This is a genomic window from Pseudoflavonifractor hominis, from assembly GCF_014288125.1.
GTDB lineage: Bacteria > Bacillota > Clostridia > Oscillospirales > Oscillospiraceae > Pseudoflavonifractor_A > Pseudoflavonifractor_A gallinarum.
This window is the reverse complement of sequence record NZ_JACOPR010000003.1, coordinates 196,244-213,857: the sequence shown is the minus strand read 5'-3', so window position 1 is coordinate 213,857 and position 17,614 is coordinate 196,244. Positions and strand designations below refer to the sequence as shown.

At 54.6% G+C, this 17,614-nt stretch carries 16 protein-coding genes; 15 read left to right on the top strand and 1 reads right to left on the bottom strand.

Going from position 1 to position 17,614, the window contains the following annotated elements; all coding sequences use genetic code 11:
- Positions 1 to 5: 5 nt before the first annotated feature.
- A complete protein-coding gene (locus H8S34_RS06325; RefSeq protein ID WP_186963348.1) occupies positions 6 to 9,254 on the top strand; it encodes an S-layer homology domain-containing protein in 9,249 nt (3,082 codons plus the stop codon).
- A 494-nt stretch (positions 9,255 to 9,748) separates the two neighbouring features.
- Here the strand turns inward: H8S34_RS06325 and H8S34_RS06320 are convergent, their stop codons facing one another.
- Entirely contained in the window at positions 9,749 to 10,108 is a 360-nt protein-coding gene (locus tag H8S34_RS06320) for a type II toxin-antitoxin system RelB/DinJ family antitoxin (RefSeq protein ID WP_243207934.1), read from the bottom strand.
- A 124-nt stretch (positions 10,109 to 10,232) separates the two neighbouring features.
- Here H8S34_RS06320 and H8S34_RS06315 point away from each other — a divergent pair, with 124 nt between their 5' ends.
- The 14 genes from H8S34_RS06315 to H8S34_RS06250 all read left to right on the top strand — a co-directional run bounded on the left by H8S34_RS06315 (position 10,233) and on the right by H8S34_RS06250 (position 17,492).
- A complete protein-coding gene (locus tag H8S34_RS06315) occupies positions 10,233 to 10,871 on the top strand; it encodes a hypothetical protein (RefSeq protein ID WP_186963347.1) in 639 nt (212 codons plus the stop codon).
- Positions 10,872 to 10,881: 10 nt separating this feature from the next.
- Positions 10,882 to 11,277 carry a hypothetical protein gene (locus tag H8S34_RS06310; RefSeq protein ID WP_186963346.1) on the top strand — a complete coding sequence of 132 codons (396 nt, stop codon included), beginning with the start codon at positions 10,882 to 10,884 and terminating at the stop codon, positions 11,275 to 11,277.
- Positions 11,274 to 11,504, top strand: a complete 231-nt coding sequence (locus H8S34_RS06305; RefSeq protein WP_186963345.1) for a PF20097 family protein — start codon at positions 11,274 to 11,276, stop codon at positions 11,502 to 11,504. The genes H8S34_RS06310 and H8S34_RS06305 overlap by 4 nt, the downstream gene beginning before the upstream one ends.
- A 73-nt stretch (positions 11,505 to 11,577) precedes the next feature.
- Positions 11,578 to 12,144, top strand: a complete 567-nt coding sequence (locus H8S34_RS06300) for a hypothetical protein (RefSeq protein WP_207724929.1) — start codon at positions 11,578 to 11,580, stop codon at positions 12,142 to 12,144.
- A gap of 42 nt (positions 12,145 to 12,186) precedes the next feature.
- Positions 12,187 to 12,582 carry a hypothetical protein gene (locus tag H8S34_RS06295; protein ID WP_186963344.1) on the top strand — a complete coding sequence of 132 codons (396 nt, stop codon included), beginning with the start codon at positions 12,187 to 12,189 and terminating at the stop codon, positions 12,580 to 12,582.
- Positions 12,583 to 12,613: 31 nt separating this feature from the next.
- On the top strand, positions 12,614 to 13,201 hold the full coding sequence (locus H8S34_RS06290) for a hypothetical protein (RefSeq protein WP_186963343.1): 588 nt from the start codon (positions 12,614 to 12,616) through the stop codon (positions 13,199 to 13,201).
- Positions 13,202 to 13,217: 16 nt separating this feature from the next.
- Positions 13,218 to 13,559, top strand: a complete 342-nt coding sequence (locus tag H8S34_RS06285; RefSeq protein ID WP_186963342.1) for a hypothetical protein — start codon at positions 13,218 to 13,220, stop codon at positions 13,557 to 13,559.
- 10 nt (positions 13,560 to 13,569) lie between these two features.
- On the top strand, positions 13,570 to 13,755 hold the full coding sequence (locus H8S34_RS06280; RefSeq protein WP_180956753.1) for a hypothetical protein: 186 nt from the start codon (positions 13,570 to 13,572) through the stop codon (positions 13,753 to 13,755).
- 35 nt (positions 13,756 to 13,790) lie between these two features.
- Positions 13,791 to 14,240 carry a hypothetical protein gene (locus H8S34_RS06275; protein ID WP_145996828.1) on the top strand — a complete coding sequence of 150 codons (450 nt, stop codon included), beginning with the start codon at positions 13,791 to 13,793 and terminating at the stop codon, positions 14,238 to 14,240.
- A 207-nt stretch (positions 14,241 to 14,447) separates the two neighbouring features.
- A complete protein-coding gene (locus tag H8S34_RS06270) occupies positions 14,448 to 15,395 on the top strand; it encodes a DUF2971 domain-containing protein (protein ID WP_186963341.1) in 948 nt (315 codons plus the stop codon).
- 32 nt (positions 15,396 to 15,427) lie between these two features.
- Positions 15,428 to 15,883, top strand: a complete 456-nt coding sequence (locus H8S34_RS06265) for a hypothetical protein (protein ID WP_186963340.1) — start codon at positions 15,428 to 15,430, stop codon at positions 15,881 to 15,883.
- Between the two features lie 77 nt (positions 15,884 to 15,960).
- Positions 15,961 to 16,668 (top strand): hypothetical protein, encoded by a 708-nt coding sequence (locus tag H8S34_RS06260; RefSeq protein ID WP_101691941.1) that lies wholly within the window; start codon positions 15,961 to 15,963, stop codon positions 16,666 to 16,668.
- A gap of 201 nt (positions 16,669 to 16,869) precedes the next feature.
- Positions 16,870 to 17,079, top strand: coding sequence for a helix-turn-helix transcriptional regulator (locus tag H8S34_RS06255; RefSeq protein ID WP_186963339.1), 210 nt, complete (start codon positions 16,870 to 16,872; stop codon positions 17,077 to 17,079).
- Positions 17,076 to 17,492, top strand: a complete 417-nt coding sequence (locus H8S34_RS06250) for a helix-turn-helix domain-containing protein (protein ID WP_243207933.1) — start codon at positions 17,076 to 17,078, stop codon at positions 17,490 to 17,492. The genes H8S34_RS06255 and H8S34_RS06250 overlap by 4 nt, the downstream gene beginning before the upstream one ends.
- Positions 17,493 to 17,614 lie beyond the last annotated feature (122 nt).

The window sequence follows — 17,614 nt, the reverse complement described above, 5'->3', positions numbered from 1 at the left end:
TGTGTGTGAAAAAGAGAGTGTTGAGCCTGCTGCTGGCAGTCTGCATGACCCTGTCATTGCTGCCGGCCACGGCTTATGCCGCCGTAGGCGGCTTGTTGGGCAATCCGCCGGAACGGAATGAAAGCCTGCTCCAGCAGCTGGAGCAGTTCACCGGCGAGAGCTATGAGGGGGTCTATGACCTGCTCGACACCCTGGGTCTCCTGGACGAGGACGGCAATCTGGTCACCGACCGGACCATCGACCTGGACGGGGAGACCTATACCCTGGAGGAGATGGAGGCCCTGCTCAGCGATCCGGCCACCGATCTCACCCAGGTGGCAGAGGTGGACGGGGTGCCCATCGCCCTGAAGGACCTCAAGACCATCATCGCCATCGAGCGGCAGCTGCAGTATCTGCAGGAGAAGTATTTTACTGGGGCCACCTTCGAGGGGGAGACCCTGGAGAATCTCAACAGCCTGCTGGAGCAGCTCCAGGGCGAGGGCATGACCCTGACGGCCAACCGCGAACAGGTCGTCTTTGATACCAGCAACGTGCAGGTGAAGGACGACACCTATTACATCAGCACCCCCGACGTGACCATCCCGCGGGGCACCACCCTCTCGATCAAATTCAAGGTGGATTTTTCCAATGTGCTCAAGGCCATGGGATTCTGGGGCGAAGAGTCTGTGAGCAATATGTTTAACCGTGGGCTTGCCGTCTACCTGTCCGATCAGACCAGCAACCGTTATTCTCTGGGGAACAACAGCGGTGAAATCATTTACTTTTTTACCCCAGAGGAAATGTTACAGGTGGACGGAACAGAGTACACACTGACGACAGATGCGTTCAGGAATGATTACACCGGGCCGCTGTATCTCTGCATTAGTGCGCCTGGGATCTCGGATTATGCGACAACATGGAAAAATTATCTTTCATTTGGTGAGATTTCCTTCGGGGATATCTGGCAGAATGTGTCCTTCTATGACGCCCAGGGCTTCTTCTTCCAGAACGGGAGCGGCCTGAGCGACTGCTGGAACGGCTACTTTTCCATCTCCAATCCGTTGCCGGCCATGCCAGGCTCTGCAAGCGCCTCCCAAGAGATGACCTCTTCTAACAAGATCGATTACGAGCTCGTTAGCCAAATAGGGTTTTCGCTGGCGTTGAGCACCGATCTCGAGGCACTGGAGCAGACGCTGACTTATCTCCAGCAGTGCCTTGACACGCTCGACTCCGACAGCGCGATACGCACCCACGTCACCGCCACCATCAAGCAGGAGAACACCGATGATTACCAAAATATCACCGGGGAACAGCACCGCACGCTGATTGTGCCGCAGAGCGTCCTTCTCGGCGCGAACCCCTACATCGACGCAAACAGTGTCACCGGTTTTCCGCTCAGCCTCCCCTCCGGCAGGGGGACGGCGGACATCTCCTACAACATCATCTCCACAACGATGTCCTCTTACCCCGCGGTCTATCCCCTGAATTTTCTTCTGAAATTAATTATCTGCAAGGATGACACGGTACAATGGGATCAGATCAGCGACGGCGACTTTGACGAAACCTACGTTTACTATGTAAACGGCTATACCGCCACTACCACCAAGTCCAGTTTTGAACTGGTAAATGACGGCGAGGCCCCCATCCTCACCGTCTCCGCACCGCAGGGTACCTACCGGAGCGGCGATGTGATTCCGATTACCATTACTGCCGATGAGTTCATTCAGGCCACGAATGATACCCAAATCACCATCAACAATACTCCGTACACGCTGGAAGAGCTCCACGGCTCCACCAGCGGCAAGTACATCACCTTCTTCTATGAGGTCAAGGAAATGGATGATGGTGTCCTTACCGTGGGCGTGGCCTCTAACTCCGGCATCACAGACTACTGGGGCAACGAGGCCAAAGAGGTGAATAACGTTACCGTCTCCGGCGTGACCCTGGATACCCCCATTCTGAAGAATGCCGTGGAGAACCTGGATGTCACCTATGATGAGAGCGGCAAGGCGCTGAATTTCGCCATCTCGGCCAAGCAGGGCGAATATCAGCAGATGTACAGCGAATATCTGACCGATCCCACCGGCCTGATGCGGCTGCTCGTCAGCGTGAACGGCGCCCCGGATCAGGAGCATACGGTTACCATGGAGGAAGGGGCCAATGACTCCTACACCTTCACCGCAAAGCCGTACCCCCTCACGCCCACAACGGTGGAGCAGAACGTCACCGTTCAGCTCCAGGTAAAGAACGGAGAGAGCTGGGAGACCGTGCCCTGGGAGACAAAATCGGTCACCATCGCCAGGCGTGTGGATGTGGCCGATGTGGTCATCAGTGTGGTCGGCGCTGGGCCGGACTACAACTACACGATTGCCCTCAGCGACGAAGCCATCCCCAAGCTCCAGGCGCAGACCAGCCCGGAGGGGGCGGCCACCAGCGGCACCTGGCACAGCACAGACGAAACCGTTGCCACCATTACCAAGGAGGGCCAGATCGAGCTCCAGTCCAAAACCGGCAAAGTGAGCTTCTACTACGTGGCCGACAACGGTACGCCGGAGGATACAAAGGATGATAAGGAATCCAATTATTTGGAGTTTACCATCACCGCCGGCGACAAGTTGTATCTGGGCATCCCCCAGTATGCCCAGGAGTCCCTGCTCCAGAGCGGCAGCAGCGCCACGGTGAAGTGGAACACCAATGTCTTTGACCTCTATCCGGGACAGGATATCACCTTCACTGTCAAGCTCTTTGCGGGCACGGATGCCACCGGCGAGCCCAGCAAGAGCTATGAGGTGAAGAGTACGGCCGGGGGGGAGCGGATCACCTCCTGTACCATCCCGGCCACAGACCTGCCGGTGACCTATCCCCAGAGCCAGTACACCGTGGAGGTCGGGATGGAGAGCCCCGAGAAACGCGCGGCCACCTCTTCCATTACGGTGCTCTCCCCGCCCACCCAGCTGCGCATCACCTCGGACAAGACCGACCTCACCGATGCGGAGACCGCCGCGCTCACCTGCACCATCTCGGGCAATCCGGATGCAAAGGGCACCCTGTCCGCCGCCCGTATGGCGGACGGTGCGTCGACGGCGGAAGAGGTCACCAGCCAGTGCCTGTCCGCCACATCGGTAGACGGGGGCAGCGGTACGGTGCGCTTTACACCGGCAGCGGTGGGCAGTGGCCTCTACGACACCTACACCATCACCTTTACCGAAAATGAGACCGGCAGCCCGAACTTTGCCCCCAGCTCCGACTCCATCGTGCTGCGGGTCTACCGCTCCGGCGCGCTGGAGATCCAGCCGGAAGGCCCGATCACTATGGATAACACCTCCAAGGTGAGCGGCAGCCTTCCCACGGACAGCAAACGCATTCTGGAGCTGCGCCAGGAGCTGGGCCTCATCGAGTACGTGAGCATCAACGCGGATGCCTACAACTGGAGCAGCTTCCGGGACGGCATCCGGTGGGTCTCGGACCACCCGGAGTCCGTGGGCATCTACTACCGCCAGGGCGGTCTGTGGGACAACATTGCGGATCTGAGCTACGAGACCTATCTGCCCCGGACGCAGATGGCGCTCTCCGCCACCACGGACGGCTCCGCCACCATCACGGCCACCCACGCGGCCACCGGCATGAGCGACAGTGTGACCGTGAATGTGAACACCCTGCGGGACAAGTTCTACCTCTTCCAGGTCACGCCCGCGGTGACCACGGAGGTCACCTACACCAACGGCGCGGGCGAGAGCAAGACGGTCCAAACCAATGCGGACGGCCTTCTGGCCCTCTATGAGCCCAGCGGCATCCAGAGCGACGTGTATTTCCGCTCGGGCAGCGAGAAGGAGCCCAATCTGGGTACCATTCTCAACAGCGCTCTCTCCAGCGGGGAGCGGGACGCGGCCAAGCTGCAGCTCTATCCCCTGAACACCGTCACCCTCCGTCCCGCCGCCAAGGCGGAGCTGTACCTGGTGCAGCCCGACGGCACACCCTTTGCCAACGAGACCGTCACCCTCCGGGGCGGTGTGTACCTGGGCGGCTACTACTGTGAAAGCGCCCAGATGGGACCCACCTCCGGCAGCCTGATCTCTGGGGCCACCGACGGCAAGTACACCACCGATCAAGACGGCAAGCTGACGGTGTACATGGATGCCACCCAGTTTGCGGCCGATGGCTATACCGGACAGCTGACCAACGCTGCGCTGGACTACTGGTTCGAGCTCAGTGACATGAACAATAACAAATATTATCCCACTCTGGTGAACATCCAGGGCAGCATGTCCGCCGACCGCATCCTGCGCACCGGCAGCGCCGTGGTCAATCTGGAGACAGTTCCCCAGGGCCAGGAGGAGCAGCCCTTCCTCACTGCCCAGACCATGGCCTACGGCAAGGAGAGCGGAACCGATCTGCAAATCCGGGATGTCATGGGCTCCACCGGCCGAGTGGGTCCCAACAGTACCTACAAGTATGCCGAGCTCACCAGCCGCTTTATGCTCTGGGGCGTGGAAGCGGAAAATGGCAAGGCCACGGTCTCCATGACCGGGGAAAACGGATTTGTACCCGAGGGACAGACCGTGGAGGACAGCACCTTCCCCTTCTCCTCCATCCCTATCGTCACCAACACCATGGTCCTGACCAAGAAGACCATGACGGAGTCCGGCTGGCTCAAGCCCGAGACGGCCGCCAAGCTCCGGGCCTGCGTGTACCAGAATGACCAGCTGCTCAAGGATGTGTCCATGCCCTTCCAGGTCATTGATCTGACCGATGTGAAGCTGGTCAACGAGGACGCCAAGGCGGTGGTGCTGGATATGCAGGGCAGCTTCCAGAACGGCCTGAACAGCAACAGCAGCCGCTTCACCTTTGGAGGCAGCTCCATCAGCAGCGCCTTTAACGGGGATATCGCCTCCATGCTGCGCTCGGTGGCCAATTCCAGCAACCCCCTGTTCAAAGTACTCATCACCCCCACGGAGGACAGCACGGTCTTCAATGTGCTCATCTGGGGCGGCTATGACAGCCTGGAACTGGAGGACTTCGACTACGACCAGGACGGCCTGTCCATGAACTATGAGCTGCTGGACACCGAGCGGCAGGTGGGTGTGCCCAGCGTGGGCGACCTCAGCGATATGGCCCAGGGCAACTACCACCCCAGACAGGACCTGAGACAGAACTATCTGAAGACCACCAACTCCGGCCTGGACTTCGGCGCGCAGCTGACCGGCTGCTACGAGGGCCAGTTCTACTACGACACCGACCAGCACGCGTGGGCCTTCCGTGTGGTAAGCGGCGGCTTTACCGCCGGTGCGGGCGTGGGCTTTGAGGCCAATGTGAACTTCTTTGCCGGTCCGATCCCCATCACCGCCTCCTTCGGCGCGGGTCTGTCCCTCCAGCTGGACTACAAGGCCGCCACGGTCTACACCGACCAGGTGAAGGATACCTCCGGCTGGAGCGAAGAGGCCAAGGCCTCCGACTCCGTCAACGATTTCCTCACCACCCTGCGCATCAACGGCTATATCAGCGCCTTTGGCGGCGTGGGCTTTGATTACAGCATCGTGGCGCTGAAGATCGGCCTGTTCGGCAAGCTCACCGGCGACTCCACCAACCAGTTCCTCTCCCGGACCTATCTGACCAGCGGCCAGCAGCGCAACGGACAGGCCCTCGGCGTGGAAGGCGAGGTGGGCCTCAAAGTGGTGGTCAAGCTGCTCTTCATCTCCTATGACGGAGCGCTGGTCTCCGGCAAGGTCAATTACAACGAAAAATTCGGCGACTATCAGTACATCAACGACTACTGGACCGGAAACGGCACCAGCACCACGTCTCTGGCGGGTACGCCCACCCTGCTCAGCCGCAGCTATCTGGAGGCCTACGCCAATGGGGAGCGCGCCTGGAATACCCCCGGCTTTGACAGCGACGCGACCGTGGTGCAGAGCGACGCCAACCCCGGCTCCGAGCCGGTGGTGAATGACGACGGCAGCCTCTCGGCCTACATCAGCGACGGCAACAGCGAGGACTTCTATGCCAGCCGCATCCGGGCCGGCAAGGTGGGCGATGAGGGCGCGGTCATCGACGACGACGGGGACGACACCAACAACGGCTTCGGCGACCTGTCCCCCTCGCTCTCCGGCACCAGCGGCTTTACCGTGGCCGCCTGGTCCCGTCTGAGCACCAATCTGGACAAAAATGCCGGCGATCCCATTTCCCCCGACGAGCAGAAGCAGCTGCTCAACAGCACCGAGATTATGGTGGCTGCTACCTCCGACGGCGGAAGCAGCTGGACCACCAAGCAGCTCACCGACAACGCCTCCCCCGACCTGGCGCCGGTGACGGCGGTGGACGGCAGCCATGCCGTGGTCTTCTGGCGGAGCGTCTATGCCTCGGATGCAAATGATCTGACTTCTTTCGACACCAGAGACAGCATCTGCTTCAGCATCTATGACGGAAACGGCTGGAGCGACGCCAAGATGGCCTACAACGGTTCCCAGGGCGGCGTGGTCGGCCTGAAAACCGCCATGCTGGAGAACGGGACCTCCATCGTGGTCTTTACCCTGGATCGCGGGTCCAGTGACCCGGAGAATCAACCCATGGAGGGCTACGAGCTGGCCTACCGTGTGGTGGAGAAGGACGGCACCCTGGGCGATCTGGTGGTGCTCACCAACGATAAGGAGACCGACGCCAATCCCCAGGTGGCGGCGGCGGATGGCTCCTTTATCCTGGGCTGGTACAGCACGCAGGACGGCGGCGACATCCGTCTGCAGGCCGTGGGCGCCGATGGGCAGCTCTACAACGGCAGCAGCGAAAACGCCATCCCGGCCAGCGTCAAGGCCATCTCCCAGGAGGAGAATCTGAACATCAACTCCAATTTCCAGTTTGCAAAAGAGAGCGGCCAGAGTGTCCATGGCCTGACCCTGGTGTGGGCCGAGACGGCATCCAACGCCAAGGGCGAGGCCGACCACAGCGTGCTCTATGGCACCCAGCTGTGCAAGAGCGGGGGAGAGGTGTATCTCTCCACGCCTCAGCCTCTGGTCACCCTGCCCAGCCGTACCCTGTCCAACTCCTTCAGCGCCTGGAAGGACAGCGACGGCAAGATCAGCGCCTACATCTTCGGCACTCAGTACAGTGAGTCGGCAACGGAAAACGTGGCCGGATATGCGGTGCCCGCCGACACCGATCAGCTGCTCACCGGCGGCGGCAGCCTGACGGCGGAGGCCGTGTCGGTGGACGCCATCTCGGTGGACTATGCAAATCTGCAGGTAAACGCCTTCACTCCGGTCGGGTTCACCCTTCGCAACACCGGCACCACCCCGCTTACCGGCCTGAAGGCGGAGGTGGGCGGATATGCCTCCGATGCCGTTGCCCTGAACCCCGGCGAGAGCGCCAGCGTGACGGTGCTGTACAAGACGGGCGCCGCCATTGCCAATACCACCTATACCATCACTGCCGATGGAAGCGGACCGCTTGCCGGCGACACCCTCCACCTGGACTACAACGACGTGGGGATCTCCTCTATGGAGGTGGTCCGTGAGCATGAGGGCAAGCGCACCGTCCAGGTGACCCTGTACAACGATTCCGCGGCCCTGCTGGAGAACACGGGGCGCACGGTGGAGCTGAGCCTCTACACCGATTCCGAGTACACCAGTGCCGCTGCGGTCACCCTGGAGGGCAGCCAGGACGGCGTATCTGTATCTGGCAACACGGTCACCCTCCGCGGCGACGCCCTGCGGCGCATGGACCAGGGCAGCATGACCTTCCAGTTCACCTATGATCTGAAGGATTATGTGTGCAACACCTTGCAGCAGGAGGAGGTCCCCGCCAGCGGCGTGTACCTCTACGCCAAGGCGGAAGTGAAGGAAAACAGCCAGACCATGGCGGAGTATGCCACCGGCAATAACACCTCCGCGGTCCTGCTCACCGGCGCATATGCCCGCACCGGGGAAAAGACCACGCGGAACGTGACGCAGACCAATACCGACGTCACCACCGCTGTGGTGGAGCTGAAGAACAATTCGCTCCAGGATCAGACCACCGCGACTCTGGTGGCCTCCCTGCTGGACGAGGACGGCCAGGTGCTGGAGACCAAGACCACCGACATCCGCGGAACGCTGCTTGGCGAGACCGTGCAGACCAGCACGATCCCGTTCACCCGTCTGGGCAGCCGCGTGGTGGTCCACGCCGCGGCGGCGGGCGAGGACAGCCTCACCTTTGAGGGGCTGCCTGTGACCCGGGATGACTTCAAACCGGACGAAAACGGGGTGCTCACCTATGCCATCTCCGGGATCTCCGACTATGGTACCCTGGTCACCGCCATCTCCGGCAGCGGGGAGAAGGTCACCATCAACGGTACGGAATTCACCGGCAGCGGCAGCCAGTACATCCCCATTGGCGCAAGAGAAACGGTCATCACCGTGCATATCGGCAGCACCGCCTACGCCCTGCACATCACCAGCACACACACCAGCGGCGGCGGGGGTGGGGGAAACCCCAGCTATAAGATCACGGTGGAATCCGGCGACCACGGAACCGTGACTGCCAGCCGGAGCATGGCCACCGCGGGCACGGCCATCACACTGACCCCCGCGCCGGAGGAAGGCTACCGGCTCGCCAGTCTGACCGCCACCGATCCGACCGGAAAGACGATCCCTCTCAACGGCAAGGGGGATGGCACGTACACCTTTACCATGCCGGCCGGTGCCGTTACCGTGAAGGCCTCTTTTGCGGAGATGACCTCGGACGGACTGCCCTTTGTGGATGTGCCCGCAGGGTCCTGGTATGAAGAGGGGGTACGCTATGTCTACGAGCATGGCCTGATGGCGGGCACCAGTGCCACCACCTTCAGCCCCGAGGTAACCACCTCGCGCAGCATGATTGCCACCATTCTGTGGAGAGTGGAAGGCAGTCCTGTGGTGAATTATGCCATGACATTCGATGATGTGGACCAGGGCTCCTGGTATGGCGAGGCGGTCCGATGGGCCGCCAGCGAGGGGATCGTCGCCGGATACGGAGACAACAAATTTGGTCCGGACGATCCGATCACCCGCGAGCAGATGGCCGCTATGCTGTATCGCTACGCGCAGTATAAGGGCTATGATGTGAGCGTGGGAGAGAGCACCAATCTCCTCTCCTATGCGGACGTTGCGGAGCTGGGAGAGTATGCCGTTCCCGCGATGCAGTGGGCGGTTGGTTCCGGCATCATCAACGGGACCGGGAAAGCGATGCTCAGTCCCCGGGGCAGCGCGACCCGCGCCCAGGTCGCGGTGATGCTTAAGCAGTTCTGTGAGAAATACGTGACCTGGTAACAACGTGGGATCCGATCCCGTTACCTGCGAAAACAAGGCGCGGACAGCCAGCTGGCTGTCCGCGCCTTATTAGTTAGACAATAAAAAATCGCCGCAGTGAAAACTGCGGCGATTTCCATATATGGTGGACCTGATCGGATTCGAACCGACGACCCCTACAATGCGAACAAGCCCCTGAAACTTTTTTCGAGTATTTCCGGCCATTTTTAGCTGTTTCCGCTCCGATCCACTTCGTCTTTGGGCCTCTTTGACCATGCTGTTTCCGTGTGGTCCGAGGCGGTGTGTGGTAGGTTCTGTGGTCAGAAACGCTCCCCAGCCCTTGCCGGTTACTTTTACCGACAGGGACGGGGAGCGTTTTTCATGCCTTTAACTGCCTGCATTGTACCTCTGTGGACGGGATTAAGCAAGTCATTTCTGTGCTGTCCACGGCTCAGAAATTGGGGGACTGTAAACAAAAAGAACTTTGCCAGTCAGTTTGACTTGATACTCCATTCTCAAATACTCTCACTGATACGGGCAAAGGCAGAGTTCAGATCCATACCTTGACCCGCCTTGGCCTGATTCAGTCTTTTCTCCATCATCTGGTTGAACTGTTCCGCGGAGAGTTCGTCCTGCGTTGGAAGAGCGGGAATACGGAAGGAATAGGGGATGCTGTTTGTCATAATAATCTGCCGATAAAGAGAATCGATCAGCACAGATACCGGGATACCTAACTGATCGAGAATCGCCTCGGCCTTCTGCTTGATCTCGGGTTGGACCCTTGCCGTTACATTGGCTGTTTTGGCTGCCATAAAGGACACCACCTTTCCAAAACTATTATATTCATTTGTATAGCGTTTTGCAATACATTTCATTGAGAACATAGAGGTGGATTTTCTATCCGCAGATTAAAAAACCTTAAGAAAATGTTCATGAGCATCCTCCATTCACTGTGATATAATTTCAGGACTTCACCAAGGTATAGCCGGAGGATATGATATGAAACGCATCATCACAAATGGGATTACGAATCTGGAGCCGCTGCCTGGCAGCAGCGAATGGTACTGGGGCACCGACTATGCCAGCAACGATTTATATGAGGCCGAGGAACTGTTCCACAGCGGCCATCCCATCGACAAAAACCGGCTTGTCCTGGTCCACTGCCCGGAGGGCACGGTCTATGAGCCGGTATGCACAAAGTCGGGGCAGTACCTTGGCAGACCAGTGTATCACGACGGGCAGATCGTACTGCTTCTGGTGGATTTTCCGAAGGAAGAGATTCGTATTCTGACCTTCCATGAAGCAGAGGAAACTACTAAGCCGCTGGCGGTGTTGCCTCTCTCGATCGTGGCGGACTGCTATAATCTCATGCTGGAGGCATCGCCGCTTATGCTGACCAGGTCAGCCCACGACAATCAGTTTCAAATTATCTGGCCGGAGCGCCGGGACTTTGCCATAGAGGACCATGAGTTTTTTGAGTTTCTGGAAGGAAACAGGCTGTATACTTCGGTTTGGTATGAGGACCCGGACTACCGGGAGGAGCTTCTGGTGCGGGATTATGATACCGGGGAACTGCTGGAGCGAATCCCGGGGAGCTTCCGACGAATGCCGAACGGCCAGAGGTGGCTCCTGGTGTGAGGAGGAACCTATGAAACCGGATATTGAGAAAACACGGGCCTATTACCACAATCTCGGCCCAGAGAACATCTGTGATTGCGCCTACTGCCAAAACTACTGTGCCAGGGTCAAAGCGGCCTATCCGGAGGTGGCCCGGTATCTGGACTCCCTGGGGGTAGACATTGAAAAGCCCTTTGAAACCTTTCCGCTGGAGCCGGACGAGAACGGATACCTGGAGTACTGCGTCTGCCAGTATGTGGTCTTTGGCAGCTGCCCCAAGGACTTCACCCACCGGATCGGGGATGTGACCTTTGGCCGCTCGGACTGCCATCCCAATACAGGAATTGATGAGGAGCACTTTGTGCTGGACTTTTATCCCATCAGGCTGCCGTTTGAGGAGCCGGAAAGCGAGGACATTGACCTATGAAATGTTTGGATTGCGGCGCTGAGATGGAGCAAGGCACGGCGGAGTGCGTTGGCGCTGGTTTTGAGAGCTGGTATGAGTTCACCTCAGAGACAGAGAAGGCGAAAAAGGGAATTGCGGGATTGTTCACCCGGCAGACCATCGCCATTCCGTTTACCCTGGCGGAGCACCCCGCATGGCATTGTCCCAGGTGCAGAAAAGTTTTGATGTGGGTAGACAGTAAGGAATAAACGCGGAGCAAAACGGAGGCAAAGGATGGAGCAAATATTTAAAAAATGGTATCCTCATGATAACCTGGACACGATGTACGATGTGGACGATATATGGATGAGGCCGGATGGATACACCCTGATTTTGCTGTCGGATGGGAGATACAAAGAGGAGCTGGAAGGGCAGCGGCTGATGCTCACATGGGAATCCATCGTTAGCTATCAACTGTCTGGGGAACGTTACCGGGAAGATCTCTGGATCTCCGATTCTAAGCAGGCATGGTCTTTCTGGAAAAGTACAGACTCCGCATATTTGAATACGCTCCGAGAACGAAGCACCCTGCTTCCTGAGGGCACTGTCCACTGGCTGTTTGTGGGGACCAATCTTGTTGTAGATGTAATTGCAGCGCAGCCGCCTAAGGTCACCGTGATCGCGCCCAGTGCTGGAATTGCTAAGGTGCACCGCAAGGAGTTTGAGTTCCAAGGGTGCGTGGAGGTGCCCATGGAGCTTTCAGAGGACCAGTTCCTGGACCGATTCCTGATGTTCATCGAGGAAAATCGCTGGAGCTTCGGCGGCGGTGTACGAACCATCATAGACGGCTGCTATATCAACGCGGACGGCACTCCGGGAAAGCCGGTTTGGCCGGAAGAAGACAAGTAAGGGATACCCTGTAAAATAACGAAAAGAAAGGACGATGAAAGGATGGCACTTGATATATATGCAGCCAAAGACCTTAACCATGCGTTTGAGATTGCGTCGATGGCCCCCGAAAAAAGGATGGAAGATCACGTTGTATCAGAACCGGAAGAAATAGGCCACTTCCTGTACGATATCAGAGACGAGCTCACAAACTATACATGCTATTATCAATTCGATCCATACATGGAAATCCAACTGGAAGCAGACCAGGTTCCGGCAATCAAGACTTTTTCGCAATCTATCGTCAAGTGGCTTGAGGTACATGGCGCAGAAGAAAACCGTGTAATTCAGCAATATGGCTTATCCTTCCCGAAGATCCGGCGTTTTGCGGATGAATTGGGTCATGTATGTGATGTAGCCATGGAGCATGGATACGGATTGTCCGGCCTGGGAGACTAAAATATATAAGCGAGGCGATCAAACAATGGCTTTGAGTTATGATGAAATGCAGCAACTTTTTGAGCAGATAGGGTTCAAAGGTTTTTCCATGCGGCCGTATGATGCAAAAATGGAAAATCTTCTTTCCACTGAGCCGGAGGACAATGCAAAAGCCTATGCTATCGATGTAGTTCCTGGTGGTCTTGCAGATGGACTGAACGATGGTATCGCCTTACTCGAGAAGCATTACTATAAAAAAGCCAACATGGACAAGCTGTATGAAAAGTGGCTGGAAATTGTTCTTCATTTTTCTTGCTATTACCCACTAAAGAGCGTTTTTGTTACCGGCCTTGCATTACCAGATGATGAGGAATTCATGGCTAAAACACCTAATGAAGATGGGTATTACCTTGAATTCCCATTAGAATCTATTGATGACTTGGATATGCTTTCCGAGCTGGTTTCCCATAAAACCCATGGTTCTTTAACCTTCTGGTTTTCATCGCTTGATATGGTGTTTCATTTCTGGAGAAGTAATGTCTATATCATTGTCACACTGAAGAAAATGACTGAAGAAAACCAGGCCGCAATAGAACTTCTGGGGAAACTGGTTGAGGCCCAGGGGATGTTTCTTGTGTAAAGGAGGAGCGTATGCCATGAGCGAGATGTTGCTGAACGGGTTGCCGTTTGATGATTACCTTGAAAAGTATGAGATATTTGAGAAAACCAAGCAGTGCATGATGAGGTACCTGAAAAATTGGTACGATGATAATCCGGAGGATTTTCAGAAAGAAATACGAGCAGATTACCGGACTGTGGCGAAAACCTATCAGTTTAAGCGGAAAATTGCCGCATTTGAGAAAAACTATATGTATGACACGCCTTTGCTCTGCATTGCTTTCAGTATGGACATCAATGATGATGAGGGGGATTTTGTGGCAATTTATACCGCAATTTTTGACCTTGACGGTAACTGCATTGATGACCTGCTGCGCTGATGGAGATAGAATGATGAAGATTGAATTAAATGAACACGAAGCCCTCATCCTTTACAGACTTCTTTGCCGCTGGGAGTCTACAGGGAAACTGACGGTTGAGGGCAAAGAAGAATCCAAAATGCTGTGGGATCTGCAATGTGTTCTGGAGAAGGAATTGGAACCGGTGGATGAGGCCATCACAAAAAGGCTTGTTTGACGAATATTCAAGAACACAACTGCAAATAGAGGACGATGAAAATGATACTTCCGAAAGGAATTACAGGATTTGGGGGCGTGGACACCGCCCCGCCGCCGCATTTGGACGAAAAAGCGTTCTGCCTGATGTGCTACTTCATTGCCATGGAAAATGGCGGGACTGTGACAGAATTGGACACAGATACCTACCCAAGAAACTTCTACTCTGCCAAACTCAGCAGATATGACGATGCTGTTTTTATTTTGCAGAACATCCACTATCCCTACATAGCTTTTGCCCAGTGGGACGGCGCCAGCAGATTTGTTCTCATCAGTCCACCGGATTGGTTGCAGCTGCCGGATGGCCCGGTGCGGGTTCTGAGCCCCAACGAACTGAACCAGGACTGGCATGGCCTGTGCGAGGAGCTGAGCCCAGAAGAACTGGAGCAAATCCGTTATTGGAATCCGCAAACGGTGGGTGAGATCGTATTCAATACTTGGGACTGAGATGAAACTGGTCAATAAATAGGACGGCCTAACCTGTAATTAGCACAGGTCAGGCCGTCCTACTCATTTGAGTGACTTGAGATGGCTGACAATCACTTATTTTGAATATTTGAAAGTCAGCCTTTTCATGCTATACTTGAACTATAAATTTGAAGATTTTTACTGTAATCAAATTGCGAAGATATACATCACAAATGAGGAAAAATTATGAGTTTATTGGATGAGTTCTATGCCAATTTAGGAGCCTCTTCTCAAGTAGCATTTCATGAGAAATTTATGCCCGCACAATACCGAGGTAAGTTGTACCATTATACTTCGCCAGTTGGACTAACATCGATTTTATTTGGTGATCCGAAAGCAATGACGTTATGGGCAAGCCGTTGTGACGCTCAGAATGATTCTTTGGAAGGGAAAGTGGCGGTTGACATATACAAGAAAGTATGTGCAGAGATTGATGGTGCAGAGAGTATTGGCCTGAACACTATCCTACCAACGAGAACGCTTTTAATGCAATCTAAGGTCGATGGAAAAATAAAAACGATTCGTCCAGAATGCGAGGACTTCATTTGCTGCTTTTCAAAAAGTCCAGACTCACTTCCAATGTGGAATTACTATGCAAAAGGAAACGCCTATGAAGGGTATAACATTGGGGTGGATATAGATAAATTAAAGGATTCCTTGTTGCATAATTATCAAGATCTTGAAGTAAGCAGCAAGATATATCCTGTAATTTACGATGAAGTGGAGCAAAAGAATCTGGTCAAATCTTTTATGCAAGCGGTGCTTTCAAAATATGATCCTAAACATGATACTTCTGTTAGATATGCCATTTCCAATCAGCTGGCAATGTGGCGACTCTTATTCAAAAGTAAATACTTTGAACATGAAAAAGAAGTGCGTGTGATTATCAGTGTGGCAAAAGGAACTTCAATAAAAAAACCACCTATGGACATCAAATATAGAGCAAACGGAATGTACATTATTCCATACATAGAAATGAAGATAGATAAAAATTGTATGACTTCAATTATGTTTGGGCCGCAGCAATGGAATGAAAAGCAAAAGAAGAATCAAACTGAAATTATCAAGGATGTGATATGGAGAAATCGATATTCAGTAGATGTTACACATTCAGAAGTTCCGATAAGGTATTAAACGCATACCAACATTTCAAGCGGGGTGAGGAGATGGGGAGATTTGAATATTACCCGAAATCAAAAGCGGAATGTATTGGTTGTCCTGACAGGGATAAATGTGATGCTCAAACATCACATCTGATCCTTGTAGATTGCAAGAGCTTTTACTACACATATAATCTGCTGGAACCATACAACCGCATGCCCGAACTCACCGAAAATGAGGAACAGCAAAAAGAGATAATGGAACAATATTTAGAGGAGCATGAAAAGCACCCTATTTTGCTGTTCCCTTGGATTGTGAACGGCGCATTGGCGGCAGAGCTGGCTTTGAAGTTTCTTACATTCCGAGAAACCAAATCTTTTGAGACAACACATGACCTGAGAAAATTATACAGGCAGCTGCCAACCGTACATAAATCAGAATTGTTGGAACGACTTAAAATACAGGCACACCAAAATGAAGAAACGCTCACGCAAAACCTTGAAAGTTTTGCGGAGGAATAAAACAATAAATGCCTCCGCTACTTACAGCAGTCCTGTATTCCGCTATATTGAAAACAGAAAAGCGAGGAGGTGCGGCGATGGCGGGCAGACGGATTAGCGCTGGGTACTACCGTCGGTATGACGGCAAGGTGGTCTATGTAATCTCTCTGGCCACCGACGCCGACACTGGCGAAGAGCGGGTCATCTGGACCACCTACCCCTTTGCAACCGTCCCCAGATACTACACCTCCAGCAAAAAGTCCTTCTGCGCTTTTATTGAAGTGAACGGCGAGCGGAAAGCTAAGTATAAGCGAATGCTCAATATGAAGATCTCAGGGGAAGCCATAGAGCGGCTGGAGGAAGAAGGCTTCCGGGGACCGGTTCGTAAACGGCAGCAACCACAGCCGGATGAAGTATACGACTCCCGCGAGTACCAGCAGTCTCTTACCTACTACGCATACGCAAAAGATCTTTGTGAGCACTACAACTTCGACCGGAACAAATATCGCCTCTGCGTAAAGGAAAAGAGATTCGTTGCCATCAATAAAAGTGACTTCGCCAAACTGAAAGAGGACCTGCAGTTTCTGGACAATGTCCTGAAAACGGTGCTGGTTACATACCAGGGCTATTTCCAGGAGCGGTTCGTGGATGGCCTGTCCATTCGCAAGTATGCGGAAGCCCATCAACTGAACCGTGGCAGCGTGGACTATCAGCAAAAGAAATTCTTCTCTGCCCTGGCCTCTCTGCTGAAAGAGCGGGACGAGGCGGAGGGAACATGCCGGCTGCTGAAACCAGCACAAAAGTAAATAATCCAACCTCAAACGGAGCGTCTGCGATAAAGCAGACGCTCCGTTTTTTCTGTCAATTGTATGTCAATAGGATGTAATTTCCCCAATACAAGTAGAGAGGTAACTCGGACGCCATCCAAAAACTATGTCAAATCTATGTCACACGCAAATGTTCTTGGCTAAAGAAGTAGAGGGAGTTTTGAAAAGGAGATGGTCAACATGAAAGAATCTATCTACAAAAGCTACGACGAACTGCCGCTGTTTCTCAATTCGGAATTGGTGGCAAAGGTGCTGGGCGTATCGCCGTCCAGTGGGTATGAACTCATGCACCAACCGGACTTCCCGGTACTGCGTGTGGGCAGCCGCATGGTGGTGCCAAAAGAAAAGTTCATTCAATGGGTGGAGGAGCATACGGGAGGTGCGGGATGAAGTACATTGGAAACTTTTTCTCTCTGCCCAATGAGATTTTCCTCTTGGGCCTCAGCCCCGGCGAACTGGCAGTGTACTGCTATCTGCGCCGGTGCGAAAATCAAAAGACGCATCAGTGCTGGCCCAGCTATAAGACCATCGGGGAGGCAGTCGGTATGTGTGAAAACACCGTGAGCCGATATGTGAAAAAGCTGGAGGAGCGTAGGCTCATCGCGGTGGAGCCTACCAAGGTAACGACCAAGGCTGGTGTGACACGCAACGGGACTTTGCAGTTCACTCTGCTGCCGCCTCAGAATGTGATCGCCCGACACTACGAGGAAAAGTTAGCAGAACTGGAACTGACAACAGAGCGGCAGCGGGTACAAGAACTCCTTAAGCAGCAAACCCAAAACACCCCGTGTGCCCCTGTGTGAGGCGCTGTGTGCCCTCCTTCGAGGCAGGGCAGCGTCCCTGTCCACCTGAGGCTTTCAAGGCGGATTTGGCCCGATTTCGGGCGAGGCTTCGGGACGGGGCCACGAGGGGGACGAAGAGCAGG